Annotated in this window: 19 protein-coding genes; 13 read left to right on the forward strand and 6 right to left on the reverse strand. The window is 72.0% G+C overall.

Translation table 11 applies throughout. The features are described from left to right. Positions 1–27: 27 nt before the first annotated feature. Both AW273_RS01905 and AW273_RS01910 read left to right on the forward strand, forming a co-directional pair. On the forward strand, positions 28–960 hold the full coding sequence (locus tag AW273_RS01905; RefSeq protein ID WP_062344556.1) for an LLM class F420-dependent oxidoreductase: 933 nt from the start codon (positions 28–30) through the stop codon (positions 958–960). Between the two features lie 53 nt (positions 961–1,013). Continuing rightward, complete coding sequence (locus tag AW273_RS01910) at positions 1,014–1,205, forward strand: tail-anchor membrane protein (protein WP_030451175.1); 192 nt, start codon at positions 1,014–1,016, stop codon at positions 1,203–1,205. A 1-nt stretch (position 1,206) separates the two neighbouring features. Here the strand turns inward: AW273_RS01910 and AW273_RS01915 are convergent, their stop codons facing one another. Next, positions 1,207–1,518 (reverse strand): DUF3817 domain-containing protein, encoded by a 312-nt coding sequence (locus tag AW273_RS01915; RefSeq protein ID WP_034383168.1) that lies wholly within the window; start codon positions 1,516–1,518, stop codon positions 1,207–1,209. Continuing rightward, positions 1,515–2,291, reverse strand: coding sequence for an SURF1 family protein (locus AW273_RS01920; RefSeq protein ID WP_062344558.1), 777 nt, complete (start codon positions 2,289–2,291; stop codon positions 1,515–1,517). The genes AW273_RS01915 and AW273_RS01920 overlap by 4 nt, the downstream gene beginning before the upstream one ends. A 117-nt stretch (positions 2,292–2,408) precedes the next feature. On the opposite strand from AW273_RS01920, the gene AW273_RS01925 reads away from it, so the two are divergent. Beyond that, a complete protein-coding gene (locus AW273_RS01925; RefSeq protein ID WP_062344560.1) occupies positions 2,409–2,594 on the forward strand; it encodes a hypothetical protein in 186 nt (61 codons plus the stop codon). A gap of 61 nt (positions 2,595–2,655) precedes the next feature. Here AW273_RS01925 and ggt read toward each other — a convergent pair whose 3' ends face one another. Beyond that, positions 2,656–4,395, reverse strand: a complete 1,740-nt coding sequence (ggt, locus tag AW273_RS01930; RefSeq protein WP_062345371.1) for a gamma-glutamyltransferase — start codon at positions 4,393–4,395, stop codon at positions 2,656–2,658. Between the two features lie 127 nt (positions 4,396–4,522). On the opposite strand from ggt, the gene AW273_RS01935 reads away from it, so the two are divergent. From AW273_RS01935 to AW273_RS01950, 4 genes are all read left to right on the forward strand, one after another. After that, a complete protein-coding gene (locus AW273_RS01935) occupies positions 4,523–5,635 on the forward strand; it encodes a sensor histidine kinase (RefSeq protein ID WP_062344562.1) in 1,113 nt (370 codons plus the stop codon). A gap of 28 nt (positions 5,636–5,663) precedes the next feature. Then, positions 5,664–6,311: a response regulator transcription factor gene (locus tag AW273_RS01940; protein WP_062344564.1), complete on the forward strand. Its 648-nt coding sequence runs from the start codon at positions 5,664–5,666 to the stop codon at positions 6,309–6,311. A gap of 104 nt (positions 6,312–6,415) precedes the next feature. Then, entirely contained in the window at positions 6,416–7,234 is an 819-nt protein-coding gene (locus AW273_RS01945; protein ID WP_062344566.1) for a sulfite exporter TauE/SafE family protein, read from the forward strand. A 58-nt stretch (positions 7,235–7,292) separates the two neighbouring features. After that, positions 7,293–8,693, forward strand: coding sequence for a tetratricopeptide repeat protein (locus tag AW273_RS01950; RefSeq protein WP_062344568.1), 1,401 nt, complete (start codon positions 7,293–7,295; stop codon positions 8,691–8,693). Here the strand turns inward: AW273_RS01950 and ald are convergent. Then, complete coding sequence (ald, locus tag AW273_RS01955; RefSeq protein ID WP_062344570.1) at positions 8,690–9,805, reverse strand: alanine dehydrogenase; 1,116 nt, start codon at positions 9,803–9,805, stop codon at positions 8,690–8,692. The two genes, AW273_RS01950 and ald, sit on opposite strands and share 4 nt — an antisense overlap. A 16-nt stretch (positions 9,806–9,821) precedes the next feature. Further along, positions 9,822–11,201, reverse strand: coding sequence for an aspartate aminotransferase family protein (locus AW273_RS01960; protein WP_030451185.1), 1,380 nt, complete (start codon positions 11,199–11,201; stop codon positions 9,822–9,824). A gap of 177 nt (positions 11,202–11,378) precedes the next feature. On the opposite strand from AW273_RS01960, the gene AW273_RS01965 reads away from it, so the two are divergent. The 3 genes from AW273_RS01965 to AW273_RS01975 all read left to right on the forward strand — a co-directional run bounded on the left by AW273_RS01965 (position 11,379) and on the right by AW273_RS01975 (position 15,145). After that, positions 11,379–12,719 (forward strand): M20/M25/M40 family metallo-hydrolase, encoded by a 1,341-nt coding sequence (locus AW273_RS01965; protein WP_062344571.1) that lies wholly within the window; start codon positions 11,379–11,381, stop codon positions 12,717–12,719. A gap of 61 nt (positions 12,720–12,780) precedes the next feature. After that, entirely contained in the window at positions 12,781–14,442 is a 1,662-nt protein-coding gene (locus AW273_RS01970) for a substrate-binding and VWA domain-containing protein (RefSeq protein WP_198167963.1), read from the forward strand. Between the two features lie 58 nt (positions 14,443–14,500). Beyond that, positions 14,501–15,145 (forward strand): hypothetical protein, encoded by a 645-nt coding sequence (locus AW273_RS01975; RefSeq protein ID WP_062344575.1) that lies wholly within the window; start codon positions 14,501–14,503, stop codon positions 15,143–15,145. A 26-nt stretch (positions 15,146–15,171) separates the two neighbouring features. Here the strand turns inward: AW273_RS01975 and AW273_RS01980 are convergent, their stop codons facing one another. Then, on the reverse strand, positions 15,172–16,125 hold the full coding sequence (locus AW273_RS01980) for a threonine ammonia-lyase (RefSeq protein ID WP_062344577.1): 954 nt from the start codon (positions 16,123–16,125) through the stop codon (positions 15,172–15,174). Between the two features lie 113 nt (positions 16,126–16,238). Between AW273_RS01980 and AW273_RS01985 the strand changes: the two genes are divergently transcribed. Genes AW273_RS01985 through AW273_RS01995 form a run of 3 tightly spaced genes read left to right on the forward strand, consistent with a single transcriptional unit; the run spans position 16,239 to position 18,374 of the window. Beyond that, positions 16,239–17,093, forward strand: coding sequence for a LysR family transcriptional regulator (locus AW273_RS01985; RefSeq protein WP_062345373.1), 855 nt, complete (start codon positions 16,239–16,241; stop codon positions 17,091–17,093). A gap of 28 nt (positions 17,094–17,121) precedes the next feature. After that, the gene (locus tag AW273_RS01990) at positions 17,122–17,754 is read left to right on the forward strand and encodes a LysE family translocator (RefSeq protein WP_062344579.1); all 633 of its coding nucleotides are present in this window, start codon (positions 17,122–17,124) and stop codon (positions 17,752–17,754) included. 35 nt (positions 17,755–17,789) lie between these two features. Then, on the forward strand, positions 17,790–18,374 hold the full coding sequence (locus AW273_RS01995) for a dihydrofolate reductase family protein (protein ID WP_062344581.1): 585 nt from the start codon (positions 17,790–17,792) through the stop codon (positions 18,372–18,374).

Below are 18,374 nucleotides of genomic sequence, written 5' to 3' on the forward strand. Positions count from 1 at the left end.
ATCCATACGAACGAAGAACGGCTCCAGATGCTCAGCGTTTCCCTCGGCCTGTGGCAGGACCGGCCGGCCTCCGACGCCCTGCGCACCGCCAGGGCGGCCGACGACCTCGGCTATCCCGAACTGTGGATCGGCGAGATGGCCACCTACGACGCCTTCGCCCTGGCCACCGCCGTCGGCCTGGCCACCGAACGCATCGCCCTGACCCTCGGCCCCTTCGCGGTCGCGGTCCGCGACCCGATGATGATCGCGATGGGCGTGGCCTCCGTGGCCGACCTCGTGAAGAGGCGGGTCGACGTCGCGATCGGCACCTCCAGCCCGCTCGTGGTCGAGAAGTGGCACGGCCGCCCCCACGCGGGTTCGGCGCGGGCGCTGGCCGAGCAGGTGGAGGTGCTGCGCGGCCTGCTCGACGGCGGGAAGTCGGCGCATGCCCGGTCGTCGGGCTACCGGCTCAGGCTCGACCCGCCGCGCTCGACCGTCACGGTCGCCGCCTTCGGCCCGCAGGCGGTGCGGATCGCCGCCACGGCCGACCGCATGGTCCTCAACCTGATCACCCCGGCCTCGGCGGCCCGGCTGGTCGACGACTTCAGGGCGGCGGGCGGCAGCCGGGTGACGGCCTGGGTGACCGCCTCAGCGAGCCGGGACGCCGCCGCGATGGAGCAGCTCCGCCGGGGCGTCGTCGGCTACCTGGCCGCCCCCGGCTACGGCGAGATGTTCACCGAGGCCGGATTCGGGGACGTCGTCGCGTTCGCCCGCACCCGCCCGCACCCCCGGGAGCTGCTCGCCGAGATCCCCGACGAGCTGCTCGAATCGGTCGGGCTGCTCGGCCACTCCGCCGAGAAACGGCTGGCCGAATATCATGACGCCGGAGTCGACGAGATAGCCGTGGTGCCCGCGAGCACCGACGGCGACCCGGGCGGGGCCGGCACACTCAGGGAACTGTGGGCCCTGGGCGCACGTTGAGGATCCATCGTCCAGTATTGAGATGCATCGCGAATGATCCGAAGGGGCCCCCAATGTCGCCACTCGCCAAGTACTACGTCGGTGCGGGCATCGGTTCGCTGCTCGCCATCTGGCTGCTGCCCGGACTCATCTCGTTCCTGGTGGTGGTCGGGCTCCTCGGGGCGCCCGTCGTCGCCTGGTTCATGCTCGACGAATCGCAGCGGCGGCGCATCCTCCGCCTGCGCCGCCGGGGTATCGGCCGCTAGCTCAGGCCGCCGCGACCTGGGCGTGAACCCGGTCGGTGACCCGCCGTTCGAAGTAGAACGACAGGAACGGCACCGTCCCGGCCAGCATCACGCCCAGGATGTAGCCCCACGACCAGCGGGCCTTCAGGCCCAGGTTGATGGTGGCCACCAGATAGACCATGTAGAGGAAGCCGTGGATCGGCGAGATGATCTGCGACGGCCCGGGGATGTCGAACCCGTAGCGCAGGACCATTCCGGTCACGAGCACGAGCAGCATGCAGCCCACGATGTAGGCCATGACTCGAAACGGCTTGAGGGCGGATTCCACGGTCACGTCTCCGGCTCGGGTTCGGGGTCATCGGATCGTACGGTCTGTCGCACGGCGTCGCGGACGAAGTGGAACCACATGTAGACGGCGAACGCCGCGAAGATCCACCACTGGGCCGCGTAGGCCAGGTTGCGCCAGGTCAGCGCGGCCCCCTGAGTGGGGGCGGGCACGGCCACCGGGGTGGCCGACAGGGCGGGCGTCTGCTCGGTGGCCACCACGAAGCCGTCGCGCACGTCGCCCGTCCACAGGTTGATCAGCTCGGCCGTCGAGACCGTCGCGACCTGCCCGGCGGGCAACGCGCCGCCGCGCTGGACCGCGTCCGACTGGTCGGGCGCCCGCAGGCGGCCGGTCACGCTCACCTGACCCGCCGGGACGGACGCGGCGGGGTCGTTCGGTGAGGCCACCCAGCCGCGTACCACCGGCATGGTCGAGCCGTCGGTGAGGGTCAGCGGGGTGAGCAGCCAGAAGCCCTCGCCGGCCGAGGCCCGGCCGCCGGGGGCGGCGACGTCGGGCTCGCGGTCGGCGACCAGGAGCTGCGCGCCGGCGTCGTAGGTGCCGGTCGCGGTGACCCGGCGGCCGACCTCGTCGGCGGTGACACGTTCGCCGGGCCGGCTGAGGTCGGTCAGCGCGACGGGGGCCGGGTCGGCGGCGGCCCGGGGTTGCCCGGAGTCGGTGAAGACGCCGAGCTGCCAGCGGCCGAGCAGGACGAAGGCCACCAGAACCCCGATCACCAGCAGGTGGAGACCCACCAGCCGGGGAGCGAACAGGGTGCGCAGCATGACTCACAAGGTATCCGCCTTGCACACCGGTCCCGGCCATGGGGCCGGATTCGGCAAACCTAGCAATAACGACATATTGGTGTCTCGTGGGCATGGTGTGTCGCTAGAGTTCGTGACATGTCTGACCCACAGGTTGACCCGGCCGGGAACACGCAGGCCTTCCGCGCCTTCGCCCGCAACCAGGAAGAGGCCGCGCAGGAGGCCCAGCAGCAGGAGTCGTCGCGACTGCCCCTTTACGTCGCCCTGGGCGTCGCCCTGGTGATCGTGGTGGCGGTCGTCGCCTACTTCGCCTTCCTGGCCTAGGGAGACCTCCGCGAGCAGAACCGCCGGCGACCGCGCCCGCCGGCGGTTTTGACCTGCCCGGCTAGTCCCGGACGACCAGCGCGCTTCCGCCACCCCGTCGGGTGGGCTCGGCGACGGCCTGGACCTTGCCGTGCTTCAGGAACTCCAGCGCGGTCGCGGCGCCGATCTCCGGGGTGAGCGTGAACGTGTGGCCCTTGGCGGTCAGCTCCGCGCCGTAGCGGTCGATGAAGGCCTGCTCGGCCTGGGTCGCCGGGATGTTGCGCTGGGAGGCGCGCGGGGCGGCCAGGGCGTCGGGCAGCGACATGCCGAACGTGAAGCGGTTGAGCAGGATCTGCAGCACGGTCGTGATGATCGTCGCGCCGCCCGGCGAACCGACCGCCAGCAGCGGCCTGCCGTCCTTGAGCACGATCGTCGGGGCCATCGAGGAACGCGGGCGCTTGCCCGGCGCGGGCAGGTTGGGGTCGGCCGGAGCGGGGCCGAAGGTGAAGTCGGTCAGCTCGTTGTTGAGCAGCACGCCCCGGCCGGGCACCACGATCCCGGCGCCGCCGGTCTGCTCGATGGTGATGTTGTACGCCGCCACGTTCCCCCACCGGTCGGAGACGACCAGATGCGTGGTCTCGGGCCCTTCGGGCAACTGTTCCTTGGTCTCGGGGGCGGGGGCGGGGGCGGGGCAGGGCTCGTAGACGCCGTCGGGCCGGCCGGGGGCGGCCGGGTGGGGCAGCGCGGTGTCGCCGATCAGGCAGGCCCGCTCCTTGCCGAAGCCCTCCGACAGGAGCTGCTTCAGCGGGACGTCCACGAACGCCGGGTCGCCGACGTAGGCGTTGCGGTCGGCGAAGGCCAGCCGGCTGGCGTCGAGGTATTCGCTCAAGCCGACCGGACCGGCGTTCTCCAGGATGTTGAGCGCCTCGCCGACGGTGGAGCCGCCGGAGGACGGCGGGGCCATGCCGTAGACGTCGAGGCCGTTCCAGCGCACCTTGGTCGGCTCGGGGGTGAGCGCCCGGTAGGCCCGCAGGTCGGAGACCTCCATCAGGCCGGGGCGGACGTTCCGGGCCGAACCGGGGGTGACGGGCGGGTTCTTGACCGTGGCGACGATCTCCTGGCCGAGCTTCCCGCCGTAGAGCCAGGAGGGGCCCCGCTCGGCGAGTTCCTGGTAGGTGCGGGCCAGGTCGGGGTTGCGGAAGGTCGAGCCGACCGGAGGCGGGGCCCCGCCCGGCAGGTAGAGGGCCGCCGTGGAGGTGAAGTCGGCGAAGCGGGCCGCGTTGGCGGCGGTCTGGTCGTAGAAGGTCTGGTCGACGGGGAAGCCCCTGCGGGCCAGGTCGATGGACGGCTTGAGGGCCTTCTTCAGCGAGATCGTGCCGTGGCGGCGCAGCGCCAGGTCCCACTGGGCCACCGAGCCGGGCACGCCGACCGAGAGGCCGCTGGTGACGGCCTGGTCGAAGGGGATGCCCTCGAAGGTCGACGCGGTCATCTTCGCCGGGGCGGTCTCGCGGCCGTCGACGGTGACCACGCGGCGGGACCGGGAGTCGTAGTAGACGATGAAGCCGCCTCCGGCCAGCCCGGCCGAATAGGGCTCGGTCACACCGAGCGCGGCGGCCCCGGCGACGACGGCGTCCATGGCGTTCCCACCGTTCTTCAGCACGCCGAGGGCGACCTTGCTGGCCTCCAGGTCGACGGTGGCCACGGCCCCGCCGTAACCCTCGGCGACCGGTTTCTTCTCCACCTGGGGCCGGGCCTGGGCGGGCGGCGCGACGAGCGCCCCCAGCACGACGATCCCGAGCGCGGCGCCTGTGACGCGTCTCATGGTCACCTCCACTTTGCGATCATCCAAGGATGACCGGACATGTCAAGACCCGGTACGCCCCGAGGTGTAGTGCGAGCTTCCCCCGCTGATGGATGTCATGCCCGCTGAGGTCGCCTAACGTGACACCGTGGTCGAGCGCAGAGACGTGGTGCACGCCATCGCCGCGGCGGTGGTGCAGACCGTCGCGTCCGTCGGCGCCCAGTGGGCCCAGCCCGACCGCGTTCCGCTCGACTGGCGGGGCTACCTGCTGCTGCTCGTCGGGCCCGCGATGATCCTGGCGATGCGGCGGCGGCCGATCGTGGCGATGGCCGTCACCCTGGTGGCGACCTGGGTGTTCCTGCTGTTCGGCTTCGTCTACGGGCCGGTGTTCCTGACGCCGATCATCATGATCGTGCACACCCTGGTCTCCGGCCATCGGCGGCCGGCCTGGGCGTGGGGCATGGCCACCCTCCTGTTCATGATCGTCTACACGACGTGGCTGGTCTCCGGCCCGCCCCGCGGCTGGTATCACAACCTGGCCGTGGCGGCGTTCCTGTTCCTGGTGCTCACCTTCGCCGAGTGGCTGCGGGCCTTCCGCGAGCGCCGGGCCGAGAAGGCGCAGAAGGCGGCCGAGGAGGAGCGGCGGCAGGCCAGCGAGGAGCGGCTGAGCATGGCCCAGGAGCTCCACGACGTGCTGGCGCACAACATCTCGCTCATCCACGTCCAGGCCTCGACCGCGCTGCACCTGATCGAGACCCATCCCGAGCAGGCCCGCAGCGCCCTGTCGACGATCAAGACGGCGTCCAAGGACGTGCTGACCGAGATGCGCGCCGTGCTCGACGTGCTGCGCGAGGGCGCGCCCCGGAACCCGACCGCCGGGCTCGACCGCCTCGACGACCTGGTCGACCGCAGTTGCCTCGACGTGAAGCTCACGCGGACGGGGCAGGTCAGGCAGATCCCCCACGGGCCCGACCGGGCGGCCTACCGGATCGTCCAGGAGTCCCTCACCAACGTGACGCGGCACGCCCCGGGCTCGTCGGTGCTGGTCTGCCTCGACTACGGAGACGACACCCTGCGCGTCGCGGTCACCGACGACGGCGCCGGGAAGCGCGACGCGGTCACCGACCTGGGCGGCGGCAACGGCATCCCCGGCATGCGCGAACGCACCTCGGCCCTGGGCGGCTCGCTGACGGCGGGCCCCCACGACGGCGGTTTCCGAGTCGCGGCGACCCTCCCGATCCCCGCCAAGGAGAAGTCATGACCTTCCCCGGCCCGCCCAAGGAGCGACCGTGATCAGGATCCTGCTGGCCGACGACCAGGCCCTCGTCCGGGCCGGGTTCCGGGCGCTGCTCGACGCCCAGGAGGGCATGAAGGTGGTCGCCGAGGCCGGCGACGGTGCCGAGGCGGTGCGGCTGGCCGCCGAGCACTCCCCCGACGTGGTGCTGATGGACATCCGCATGCCCGGCACCGACGGCCTGACGGCGGTCCGGCTGATGCCGCCGGGGCCGAAGGTGGTCATGCTGACCACCTTCGAGCTCGACGAGTACGTCTTCGAGGCGCTCCGCGGCGGCGCGAGCGGCTTCCTGGTCAAGGACACCGAACCGGCCGAGCTCATCCAGGCCGTCAGAGTGGTCGCGGGCGGCGCGGCGCTGCTGTCGCCGGGGGTGACCCGGCGGCTGATCGCCGAATACGCCTCGCGGGCGAAGGCGCCGGTCGTGCCGAAGGAGCTGGGTTCGCTCACCGAGCGGGAACGCGAGGTGCTCGCCCTGGTCGGCAACGGGCTGACCAACGACGAGATCGCCGGGAAGTTGTTCATGTCGCCCGCGACGGCCAAGACCCACGTCAGCCGGGCGATGATGAAGCTCGGGGCGCGCGACCGGGCCCAGCTCGTGGTGATCGCCTACGAGTCCGGCCTGGTCAGGCCGGGATGGACGTGATGAAATAGCGCGGTAAGCGCTTTCCGTACTGGCGGCCAGGTGCGGAGGGAGTGGCATCCCGGCTACTTCTCGCGTCCGGCCGGTCACGTTAGGTTGCGCTGGTGATGGCCTTGTTCGCCGGCGGGGTGGGCGCCGGGCTGCTCGCGGGCTCCGTGTCGTGCACGGCCGTCCAGGGCGGGCTGATCGCGGGGGTCGACCGCATCTGGGCCTTCCTGGCCGGGCGGGCCCTCGTCCACGTCGTGCTGGGCGCCCTGCTGGGCCTCGTCGGCGGGGTGCTGGTGCTCTCGCCGCAGGTCAGAGCAGTTGTGCTGGTCGTCGCAGGGGTGGGGGTGGTGGTCGCGGGCGTCGCGCTGCTGCGCCGGCCGATGGCGTGCCGGCCGCTCACCGGCAGCCCGTTCGCCCGGGGGGCGGCGACGGTCCTGGTGCCCTGCGGGGTGACGCTGAGCACCGAGCTCGTGGCGGTCTCCAGCGGGTCGGCGCTCGCGGGGGCGGTGCTGATGGGCGGGTTCGTGCTGGGGTCGTCTCCGGCGTTCGCCCTGGTGGGGATCGTCCTGAAGCGGCTGGCCCGGTGGGCGGGGGTGCTGGTGATCGCCGCCGGTCTGTTCACCGTCTTCTCCGGGGTGCGCCTCGGCGGCTGGTTCCCCGACGACCCCGCCGTCGCCGCCTCGGCCGGAAACGTGGTCTGGGCGACGCCCGACGGGTTCCGGCCCGCGGCGATCTCGGTCCCGGCGCATCGCGAGATCGTCGTGATCTTCCGTACCGAGAAGAACCGGAGTTGCACGACCACGGTCGCGATCGACGGCAGAGACGTCGCCCTGCCGGAGACCGGGCAGGTCACGATAAGGCTGGGCGCGCGGGGGCCGGGGACGGTCCGATACTCGTGCGGCATGGGCATGTTCTCGGGATTCATCAGCATCCGCTGAGGTAAGAAACTGGCAATCACCCTCCGTGACCAGACTGTTACATGCAACTCTGTCCGGCATGACAATGTGGCCTGAGGTGTCGACCAGGACCGCGCAGGTCCCGCCGCCCCGCCCCGCCGCCGACGGCGAGGGCGACGACCTGCACGCCGCCGCCCAGGCGGGAGACGCCCGCGCGGCCCATCTGCTCGGGCGGCTCTACGCCCAGCGGGGCGACCGCTCGGCGGCCCGCCACTGGTGGGAGCGGGCGGCCGGGGCCGGCAACGTCGACAGCGCCTTCAACCTCGGCAAGTGGCACGAGAAGCACGGGTCGCTCGACGAGGCCCTGCGCTGGTACGAACTGGCCGCCGGCACCGGCGACGCCGAGGCCGCCGCCAACCTGGCCACGTTGCTGCTGGAGCAGAAGGGCGACGCCCCCGCCGCCTTCCACTGGTACGAGACCGCCGCCACCGCCGGGTCGCGGCGGGCGTCCAGACGGCTGGCGCTGCTCTGCGAGGACGCCGGAGAACTGACGCGGGCCCGCGACTGGCACCGCAGGGCCGCCCTCGACGGCGACCTGACCAGCGCCCACGACCTGGGCTTCCTCGGCTACTCGTGCGGCGAGGAGGGCGACGCGCGGCACTGGTGGGAGTTCGCGGCCCGGGGCGGCCACGCCGAGGCCGCCTACCACCTGGGGCTGCTGCTCCACGCGCTGCGCGATCCCGAGGGCGCGGAGGTGCTCTACCGGCTGGCCTCCCAGCACGACCACCCGGGCGCGGCCTCCCAGCTGGGCAATCTCGCGCTGGCCAGGAGAGACCTGCGCACCGCGCGGGCCTGGTTCGAGCGCGCCGCCGGCACGGGCCGGGTCGACGACCAGCGGATGGCCGGGTTCGTCTGCGTCGAGCTCGACGACGCGCGGGCCGCCTCCCACTGGTTCGGGCGCGCGGCGGCGAGCGGCGACGCCGAGGCGGCGTACAACTTCGGATTGTTGCTGATCGCCGAGCACGCCGACATGAGCGGCGGCGAGCACTGGCTGCGGCAGGCGGCGGCGCAGGGTCACTACCGGGCGGCGCTGGAGCTGGCCACCCTGCTGACGGCCACCGACCGGGCCATCGAGGCCGAGCGGTGGAGCGCCCTGCCGAAGACGCCGGGCTGGGACCGGCCGGCCGAGCCCGAACTGGCCGCGCGGGCCGAACTGGCCGTCGCGGCGGCCGGCCGCCGCGGCGAGACGACCTTGGACGTGGCCGAGCTGAGCGAGATCCTCGGCACCTGGGACATGGTCACCCGGCGCCTGCGCGACCCGATCGACCCCATCACGTGGCTGGCCGAGAAGAGCGGCCTGCACATCGGCGCGGTCGAGCACCTCGCGGCGGTGCGGGCCACCCTGCTGCGGCCGGGGACCGCCCCCTGGCCCACCCCCACCGAAGTGGAGCGGGTCCTGGAGACGGCCCGTGACCTGCGGAAACGCCTGGGCCTGAGTTAGGCCGCGATGATCTCGCCGACCGGGGTGTAGGGCAGCTCGTGCGCCACCGCGACCGGCTCGTTGGTGACGAGACCCTGGTGGGTGTTGAGCCCGAGCGCGAGCCCGGCGTCGCCCGCCAGCGCCTTCTTCCAGCCCAGGTCGGCCAGCTTGACCGCGTAGGGCAGGGTGGCGTTGGTGAGGGCGTAGGTGGAGGTGTTGGCCACCGAGCCCGGCATGTTGGCCACGCAGTAGAAGATCGAGTTGTGGACCGTGAAGGTCGGCTCGGCGTGCGTGGTCGGGCGGGAGTCCTCGAAGCAGCCGCCCTGGTCGATGGCGATGTCGACGAGCACCGAACCCGGCTTCATGCGGGCCACCAGCGCGTTCGACACGAGCTGGGGGGCCTTGGCGCCCGGGATCAGCACGGCGCCGATCACCAGGTCGGCCTCCAGGCAGGCCTTCTCGATGGCGTACGACGTCGAGACCAGGGTCTTCAGGCGGCCCTGGTAGATCGCGTCGATGAAACGCAGCCGGTCGATGTTGACGTCGAGGATGGTCACCTCGGCGCCCATGCCGACCGCGATCTGCGCGGCGTGCAGGCCGGAGACGCCGCCGCCGATGACGACGACCTTCGCCGGGGCCACGCCGGGCACGCCGCCCGGGAGCACGCCCCGGCCGCCGTTGAAGCGCATCAGGTTGTAGGCCCCCACCTGCGGCGCGAGCCGCCCGGCCACCTCCGACATCGGGGCCAGCAGCGGCAGCGCGCCGCCGACCTGGACCGTCTCGTAGGCGATGGCCGTGGTGCGGCTGGCCAGCAGGGCGTCGGTGCACGGCCGGGAGGCGGCCAGGTGGAGGTAGGTGAAGAGCACCTGGCCCTCGCGGAGCCGGTGGTACTCCTCGGCGATCGGCTCCTTGACCTTCAGGACCATCTCCGACTCGGACCACACCTCGTCGGCCGAGTCGACGATCTTCGCGCCGGCCGCCAGGTATTCCTCGTCGGGGATGTGCGAGCCGAGGCCCGCGCCGCGCTGGACGTGGACGTCATGGCCGTGACGCACCAGCTCATGGACGCCCGCGGGGGTCGCCGCGACACGATATTCGTGGTTCTTGACCTCGGCGGGCACGCCGATCTTCATCTTCGGGGTTCCTTTCTCAGAGCAGAGCCCAGGCTTCGGTGAGGACTCCGCGAAGGATGGATTCGATTTCGTCGAACTCCTTCTGGCCGCAGATGAGCGGCGGGGCGAGCTGGACCACGGGGTCGCCGCGGTCGTCCGCCCGGCAGTACAGGCCTGCCTCGAACAGCGCCTTGGAGAGGAAGCCCCGGATCAGGCGCTCCGACTCGTCGGCGGTGAAGGTCTCCTTGGTGTTCTTGTCTTTCACGAGCTCGACGCCCCAGAAGAACCCGCTGCCCCGCACATCGCCGACGATGGGCAGGTCGTAGAGCCTCTCCAGGGTGGCGCGGAACGCGCCCTCGTTGCGGGTCACGTGACCCAGCAGGTCTTCGCGCTCGAACAAATCGAGGTTCGCCAGGGCCACGGCCGCCGACACGGGGTGTCCGCCGAACGTGTAGCCGTGGGCGAACATCTCGGTCCCCGACTTGAACGGCTCGAAGAGCCGGTCGGAGCAGATCATCGCTCCAAGTGGAGAATACCCGCTGGTCAGACCCTTCGCGGACGTGATGATGTCCGGTACGTAGTCAAATTTTTCCCCGGCGAACATCGTGCCGAGCCGACCGTAGGCGCAGATGACCTCGTCGGAGACGAGCAGAACGTCGTACTCGTCGCAGATCTCGCGCAGTCGCTTGAAGTAGCCCGGCGGGGGCGGGAAGCAGCCGCCGGCGTTCTGAACCGGCTCGACGAAGACGGCGGCCACCGTGTCGGGGCCCTCCATCTCGATCGCGCGGGCGACCCGCTCGGCGGCCCAGATGCCGTACTGCTCGGGGGTCATGCCGGGGACGCCGGTGATCTCGTCGGCGCGGTAGTGATTGGTGTTCGGCACCCGGACCGAACCCGGCACCAGCGGCTCGAACATCTGCTTGAACAGCGGGATGCCGGTGATCGACAGGGCGCCCTGCGGGGTGCCGTGATAGGCGATCTGGCGGCTGATGACCTTGTGCTTCAGGGGCCGGCCGGTCAGCTTGAAGTACTGCTTGGCCAGCTTCCAGGCGGTCTCGACGGCCTCGCCGCCGCCTGTGGTGAAGAACACCCGGTTGAGGTCGCCGGGGGTGTGCTCGACCAGCCGGGCGGCGAGCTCCACCGCCTTGGGGTGGGCGTAGGACCACAGCGGGAAGAACGCCAGTTCCTGGGCCTGCTTGGCGGCCGCCTCGGCGAGTTCGCTGCGGCCGTGGCCGGCCTGCACCACGAAGAGGCCGGCCAGGCCGTCGAGGTAGCGCTTTCCGTTGACGTCGTAGATGTAGGCGCCCTCACCCCGCACGATCATGGGAACCTCGGCGTGTTCGTAGGCGCCGTGGCGGGTGAAGTGCATCCAGAGGTTGTCGTGAGCCGCTCTCTGCAGGTCTTCGGGGTGCGTCATCAGTACTTCCCTTAGTGTCTGAGCTCCGCTGTCAGTGTGCATTGCGTCCCAGACATCTGCCAAGGGAAAACGTGGTTGCAAATTGAAACGGCTTCGGATTCCTCGATATCTACGTGTAACAGCGACGAAATTCGTCGACCGTCTGGAGCATGCCCTGTTTGTGGTTCGATGGGGCCCATGACTCCTGGTGACATCGAAGACGCCGTCGCCGCCGCCATGCCCCGCGCGGTGGAGGACCTGAAGGCGCTGGTCTCTATCCCGTCGGTCGCCTTCCCGGGCCATCCCGAGGAGGAGGTGCACCGCGCCGCCGCGGCCGTGGAGTCGCTGCTTCGCGACGCCGGTCTGCCGACCGTGCGGCAGATCCCGGTCGAGGGCAGCTTCCCCGCCGTCTACGCCGAGGCCCCGGCGCCTCCCGGCGCCCCCACCGTGCTCCTGTACGCCCATTACGACGTCCAGCCCCCCGGTGACCCCGCCCTCTGGGACACCCCGGCCTTCGAGCCCACCGAGATCGACGGTGCCGTGTACGGCCGGGGCGCCGCCGACGACAAGTCCGGCATCATCACCCACCTCACCGCGCTGCGCGCCTTCGACGGCCGCTTCCCCGTGGGCGTGCGGGTAATCATCGAGGGCCAGGAGGAGTACGCCGGCGAGCGCCTGGAGCGGTTCGTCGAGGAGAACCCCGACCTGGTCCGCGCCGACGCGATCATCGTGGCCGACTGCGGCAACCCCGCCGTGGGCGACCCGGCCGTGACCACCTCACTGCGCGGCATGGCCGCCCTCACCGTCGAGGTGCGCACCCTTCGCGACGCCCTGCACAGCGGCGCCTTCGGCGGCCCGGCCCCCGACGCGCTGGCGGCGCTGATGCGGATGCTGGTCGCCCTCCACGACGACAACGGCGACGTGCGCGTGCCGGGCCTGGCGAAGGGCGTCTTCGACGGCGACGCGGGCTCCGACGAGGAGTTCCGCGCGGGCGCCGGGGTGCTCGACGGGGTCTCCCTGGTCGGCACGGGCTCCATCGCCGACCGGATCTGGGGCTCCTACGCGATCACGGTGACCGGTCTCGACGTGCCGACGGTCTCGGGCGCGGTCAACGCGATCCAGGCGGTCGCGCGGGCCCGGGTGACCATCCGCGTCCCGGCCCAGAACGACCCGAAGACGGCCCTGTCCGACGTGACCGCGTTCCTGGAGGCGCAGGCGCCGTGGGGCGCGCGTGTCACGTTCTCCGACGTGTCGGTCGGCTCGGGCTTCCAGGCCCCGGCGGGCGGCCCGGCGCGGGCGGCCCTCGACCGTGCGATGACCAGGGCGTTCGGCCGGGAGCCGCGCGACGTCGGCCAGGGCGGCGGCATCCCGCTGGTGGCCACGCTGCAGCGCCAGTTCCCCGAGGCCGAGTTGCTGCTCTTCGGCGCCGAGGACGAGGGCGCGCGCATCCACGCCCCCAACGAGCGGGTCGACATCGGCGAGCTCCGCCGCGTGGCCACCGCCGAGGCGCTGTTCCTGCAGGAGTACGGCGCGTCGTAAAGAACTTTGGCGGGCCGCCGTTCGTCGGGATATATACCGACACATCCGTGGGAGGCCCGCGTTGCGCCGACGGTCCCGCTACTCGTTTCTCGTGGTCGCCGCCATCGTGGCGGGCGCGGTCGTCGTGGTGGTGCGGACGGTCCATGCCGATCCCGACTGCGCCCCCTCGACGGCCGGGTTGCGGATCGCGGCGTCCAGCGAGAAGGCCGAGTTGTTACGCCGGATGGCGGCCGACTACTCGCGCAAGGGCTGCGGGACGGTGACCGTGGCGACGATGGCGTCCGGCGCGGCCCTCGACGCGCTGGCCGACGGGTGGAGCCGCGACGACGGGGCGCGGCCCGACGTGTGGAGCCCGGCGGCGTCCGGCTGGCTGACGCTGCTGCGGCAGCGGGCCCGCTCGGCGCCGATCGGGGCCGACAACCCGTCGATCGTGAAGACGCCGCTGGTCATCGCGATGCCCGAGCCGATGGCCGCGGCCCTCGGCTGGCCCGAGAAGGCCCTCGGGTGGGGTGACGTGCTGGAACTGGCCTCCTCCGAGCAGGGGTGGGCGCGGCACGGGCACCCCGAGTGGGGGCCCTTCCGGCTCGGCAAGACGCATCCGGGCTTCTCCACCTCGGGGTTGAACGCGACCATCGGGGCGTACGTCGCGGCTACCGGGGTGTCGGGAGACCTGACCACCCGCGACGTCGCCTCACCGAAGGTGCGGCGGTTCGTCCAGGGGGTGGAGCGGTCGATCGTCCACTACGGCGACACCACGCTGACGTTCCTGTCCAACCTCCAGCGGGCCGACGACGCGGGGGCGGCGATGTCCTACATCTCGGCGGTCACCGTCGAGGAGAAGTCGGTCTGGGACTACAACGAGGGCAACCCGACGGGCGACCCGGCGACGCTGGGGCGACACGACAAGCCTGAGGTGCCGCTCGTCGCCATCCACCCCAAAGAGGGCACGCTTCTGTCCGACAACCCCTACGCCGTGCTGAAATGGGCCTCCCCCGCCAAGCGGAAGGTGGCGGCCGACTTCCTGGCCTACCTGCGCGCGCCCGCGCAGCAGAGGCGCTTCGCCGAGCACGGCTTCCGGGCCCTCGACGATCCCCTGCCGGGGAAGATCCTCCAGGTCCCGGCGCCGAAGGTGCTCGACGCCGTGCTGGCGAGCTGGGCCGAACTGCGCAAACCGGCCAACGTGCTGATGGTCATGGACGTGTCGGGGTCGATGGAGGCGCCCGCGTCCGGTACGGGCAGATCGAAGCTCGCCCTGGCCCAGTCGGCGGCCAAGCGGGCCGTCGGCGACTTCGGGCCCCGCGACCGGGTCGGGTTGTGGTCGTTCTCGACGGACCGGAGGGAACTCGTGCCGATCGCCGCGGGCACCCGCGACGACCTGCGGGCCGAGATCGACCGGCTGCGCCCCCAGGGGGCGACCAGCCTCCACACCACGGCGCTGGCGGCGTACCGGCACGTGCAGGACCAGGCCCGGAGCGACACCATCGACGCCGTGATCCTCCTCACCGACGGCCGCGACGAGGTCCAGCAGACGATCACCCTCGACCACCTGCTGAAGGGCCTGCGCGGGCCCCACCCGGTGCGCGTCTTCACCATCGCCTACGGCGCCGACGCCGACCTGGACACCCTGAAGACCATCTCCGACACGACCAGGGCGGCCTCCTACGACTCCCGCGATCCCGGCGTCATCGACCGGATCTTCACGGAGGTGATCGCCAATTTCTAGGTTCGCCGACCCGTGGGCGCTGCTGCCGGGCGCCGTCGCGGGCCTCGTCACCCTGGCTTTGCGCCTGCCCGTCGCGGCGGCCCTCGTCGTCGCCCTCGCGGGCTGGCTGATCGCCGCCCTCCTGTCCTCCCCCGGCGAACCCCCCGGCCCTCCACCGGTCACCGGCGGCAGCCCGGAGGAGCGCGCCGTGGCCCGCGCCGAACGCGCCGCGGCCACCTTCGCCGAGCTGAGCGAGTCGATGCGCGGCCGCCTGCTGGTCGGCCCGGTGGCCTCGATGCGCCCCCAGATCGACGACACGGTCACGACCCTGCGGCGGCTGGCCGCCCACACGTCGGTCACCACGGCGGCGCTCGGCCGCCTCGACCCCGGCTTCCTGCGCCAGGAACGCCTGCGCCTGACCCACGCCCGCGAGTCGGCCCGCCCGGAGATCGCGGCCGAACTCGACCGCGCGATCTCGGCCCTGACCGCCCAGGAGGAGGTGCATGCCCGGCTGTCGGCGACCAGAGAACGCCTGCTGGTCCGGCTGGAGTCGACGGTCATCGTCCTGGAGGGCCTGGTGGCCCGCGTGGTCGAGTTGTCGGCGCTCGACGCGACCAGCGGCATCGACACCCCGACGGCCCTCGACCGGCTGACGGCCGACCTGGAACTCACCCGCCGGAGCCTGCACGAACTGGACGAGGAAAACGGCGACGACCTGGCCTGATCCGGCCTCCGGCCGGAAATTTCGGCTTATGCGTTTCCCTGCTCCAGGAGGGCCGTCAGCTCGGCGGGGCCCGCGTTGCCGCCCGACACGACGATCGCGACCTTCTGGCCCGCGAAGTCGTCGCGCCGTGACAACACCCCCGCCAGCGCCGCCGCGCCCGCGCCCTCGGCCAGCGTGTGGGCGTGGGTGAGCATGAGGCGCTGGGCGGCGCGGATGTCCTCGTCGGCGACCAGCACGAAGTCGGTGAGCAGGTCGCGCATCACCTGTTGCGGGAGCGTGTAGGCCGAGCCGGTCGCCAGGCCGTCCACCCGCGTCTTCATCGGGCGCAGGACCATCTCGCCGAGCCGCCACGAGTCGTGCGCCGCCGGAGCGGCCGACGACTGCACGCCGATCACCCGGCACCCCGGTGCCAGGGCGCGCGCGACCAGGCAGGCCGCCGCCGCGCCGGTTCCGCTGCCGACCGGGACGACGATCGCGTCGAGGTCGGGCCGCTGGAGGAGGATCTCCAGGTAGAGGGTGCCGACTCCGGCGATGATCTCGGGCTCGTCGGCGGGGCTGATCAGGCGGCGGTCCAGCCGGTCGGCCTCCTCGCGGGCCACGTCGGCCGCCTCGACCATGGTCGCGCCGCCGACAAGGACCGTCGCGCCGAGCGCCTCGACCGCGGCGACCTTGGCCGGGTTGGGGTTCTCCGGCATCACGATCGCGCACGGCGTGCCGAACAACCGCGCGGCATAGGCGATCGACTGGGCGTGGTTGCCGGTCGAGTAGGCCACCACGCCCCGCGACCGGTCGGGCAGGGCGGCCAGCAGGGTGATTCCGCCGCGCACCTTGAAGGCCCCGATCGGCTGGGTGTTCTCGTGTTTCACCCAGAGCTCGGCCCCGGCGGCCGCGTTGAGCACGGGGTAGCTCCACATCGGCGTCGGGGGGATGTGCCGGGCGAGCAGGGAGGCGGCCTGGAGGATGTCACGCATGTCGGTCATGCCGACCAGCCTGAACCCACCCGCATCGATAGGTCCAATAGGGAAATGGCGCGAAATCCATAGACAGCGTCGATGTATTCCCGCCATATACCGGCGTGGGTAGCATCGATGAGGTGCTCGACCCCGTCCGCCTGAGGGTACTCGTCGCCGTCGCCCGCACCGGCTCGCTGACCGCGGCCGCCAAAGAGCTCCACTACGCCCAGCCCTCCGTCAGCCACCACCTCGCCCGGCTCGAAGCCGAAACCGGCGCCAAGTTGCTGCAACGCGTCGGCCGAGGGGTCCGGCTGACCGACGCGGGGCAGTTGCTCGCCGAACGCGCCGCCGAGATCCTCGGACGGCTCGACTCGGCCGCCGCCGAACTGGAGGCGCTCACCCAGCTCAGGGCCGGCCGGGTCAGGCTGGCCGCGTTCCCCTCCGCGCTCGGGACCTTCGTGCCCCAGGCCGGGGTCAGGCTCGCCGAGTCGTACCCGGGGGTGGAACTGCACATCGCCGAGGCCGAGCCGCCCGAGGCGCTGGCGATGATCAGGGCGGGCGAGGCCGACGTCGCGGTGGTCTTCGGGTACGGCCCGGGCGAGGACCCCGACATCCGCACCCGCCACCTGTTCGACGACCCCGGCCACCTGGTCCACCTCGACGGCCCCACGCTCAAGGACCACCGCGACGGCCAGTGGATCGCCGGCTGCGAACGCTGCCGCCGCCACCTGCTCGACGTGTGCGCCAAAGAGGGTTTCACCCCGAACATCACGTTCACCACCGACGACTACGTGGCCGTCCAGGCGATGGTCGCGGCCGGGCTCGGCGCGGCGCTGCTGCCGTCGCTGGCCCTGCGCGCCCACCGCGACCCGAAGGTCAGGACCACCGAACTGCCCGGCTCGGTCCGGCACGTGTACGCCGCCACCTACGGCGCCCCGCCCGATCCCCCGGCCACCCAGGCGCTGCTGGAGGCGCTGGCAAAACCCTTGGCGTGAACGCCGCGATCGTCCCTATCCTCACCGCATGCCCGACCTGCCGACGCTCGCCGTCTTCTCCGTCGCCACCCTGGCGCTGCTGCTCGTGCCCGGCCCCGCCGTGGTCTACATCGTCACCCGCAGCGTCGCCCAGGGCCGCGCCGCCGGGATGGTGTCGGTGCTCGGCGTGCACGCCGGGTCGCTCGTCCACATCGCCGCCGCCGCGCTCGGCATCAGCGCGATCCTGGCCGCCTCGGCCACGGCGTTCACCATCGTCAAGTACGCCGGCGCGGCCTACCTCGTCTACCTGGGCGTCCGCAAGCTCATGGACCGGACGTCGGGCGCCGAGGCCGTGGTGACCGAGACCCCGAAGGCCCGCCTGTTCGGCGAGGGCTTCGTGGTGAACGTGCTCAACCCGAAGACCGCCATCTTCTTCCTGGCCTTCCTGCCGCAGTTCGCCGACCCGCACGCCGGCCCGCTGGCCCCGCAGATCGTGCTGCTCGGCATGATCTGGGTCGTCCTCGGCATGGCCAGCGACGGAACCTACGCCCTGGCCGCCTCCGCGCTGGCCGGACGCCTGAAGAGGTCGGCGACGGCCCGGCGGCGGCTCGACGTCGGCAGCGGGGTCGTCTACATCGCCCTCGGCGGGGTGGCCGCCTTCACCGGCGAACCGACGAAGTAGCCGGTTCTGTCGGTGCCGTCCGACACGATGGCGGCATGATTCACGCGGGCATCACCATCTCCCTCGACGGTTTCGTCGCCGGCCCGAACTGGGCCCCCGGCCGTGGTCTCGGCGACGGCGGCGAACGCCTCCACTACTGGGTCTTCGGCGGGCCGTGGAGCTACGACAAGCCGTCCTTCGACGGCGACCTCCATCCGGTCGACGCCCAGGTCATCGCCGACATGAGCCAGGCGGGCGCCGTCATCGTCGGCCGGGGCATGTTCGACGCGGCCGGCCAGTGGGGCGGCGAGAACCCGTTCGCCAGCCCGATCTTCGTGCTGACCAACCGCGTCACCGGCGACCTGCCTACCGCCTTCACCTACGTCACCGGCGCCGAGGAGGCGCTGAAGCAGGCGAGGGAGACGGCCGGCGGCCGCCCGATCGCCATCGGCGGCGGCGCCGACGTGATCCGGCAGTATCTCCGGATGGGCGTGGTCGACCGGCTCTCGATCACCATCGCGCCGGTGGTCCTGGGCGGCGGCACCGCCCTGTTCGACGGCACCTTCCAGGCCGACCTCGACCTGGTCGACTGCCGCACCTCACCCCTGGCGACCCACCTCACCTACGACATCAGACGCTGA

Source organism: Herbidospora yilanensis, assembly GCF_001570565.1.
GTDB classification, from domain to species: Bacteria; Actinomycetota; Actinomycetes; order Streptosporangiales; family Streptosporangiaceae; genus Herbidospora; species Herbidospora yilanensis.

Excerpts from the sequence above, each read along its gene's own strand:
- AW273_RS01990 (WP_062344579.1), top strand. The coding sequence starts at position 17,122 with ATGCCCGACCTGCCGACGCTCGCCGTCTTCTCCGTCGCCACCCTGGCG.
- AW273_RS01910 (WP_030451175.1), top strand. The coding sequence starts at position 1,014 with ATGTCGCCACTCGCCAAGTACTACGTCGGTGCGGGCATCGGTTCGCTG.
- AW273_RS01965 (WP_062344571.1), top strand. The coding sequence starts at position 11,379 with ATGACTCCTGGTGACATCGAAGACGCCGTCGCCGCCGCCATGCCCCGC.
- AW273_RS01925 (WP_062344560.1), top strand. The coding sequence starts at position 2,409 with ATGTCTGACCCACAGGTTGACCCGGCCGGGAACACGCAGGCCTTCCGC.
- AW273_RS01950 (WP_062344568.1), top strand. The coding sequence starts at position 7,293 with ATGACAATGTGGCCTGAGGTGTCGACCAGGACCGCGCAGGTCCCGCCG.
- AW273_RS01980 (WP_062344577.1), bottom strand. The coding sequence starts at position 16,125 with ATGACCGACATGCGTGACATCCTCCAGGCCGCCTCCCTGCTCGCCCGG.
- ald (WP_062344570.1), bottom strand. The coding sequence starts at position 9,805 with ATGAAGATCGGCGTGCCCGCCGAGGTCAAGAACCACGAATATCGTGTC.
- ggt (WP_062345371.1), bottom strand. The coding sequence starts at position 4,395 with ATGAGACGCGTCACAGGCGCCGCGCTCGGGATCGTCGTGCTGGGGGCG.
- AW273_RS01960 (WP_030451185.1), bottom strand. The coding sequence starts at position 11,201 with ATGACGCACCCCGAAGACCTGCAGAGAGCGGCTCACGACAACCTCTGG.
- AW273_RS01995 (WP_062344581.1), top strand. The coding sequence starts at position 17,790 with ATGATTCACGCGGGCATCACCATCTCCCTCGACGGTTTCGTCGCCGGC.
- AW273_RS01945 (WP_062344566.1), top strand. The coding sequence starts at position 6,416 with ATGGCCTTGTTCGCCGGCGGGGTGGGCGCCGGGCTGCTCGCGGGCTCC.
- AW273_RS01905 (WP_062344556.1), top strand. The coding sequence starts at position 28 with ATGCTCAGCGTTTCCCTCGGCCTGTGGCAGGACCGGCCGGCCTCCGAC.
- AW273_RS01920 (WP_062344558.1), bottom strand. The coding sequence starts at position 2,291 with ATGCTGCGCACCCTGTTCGCTCCCCGGCTGGTGGGTCTCCACCTGCTG.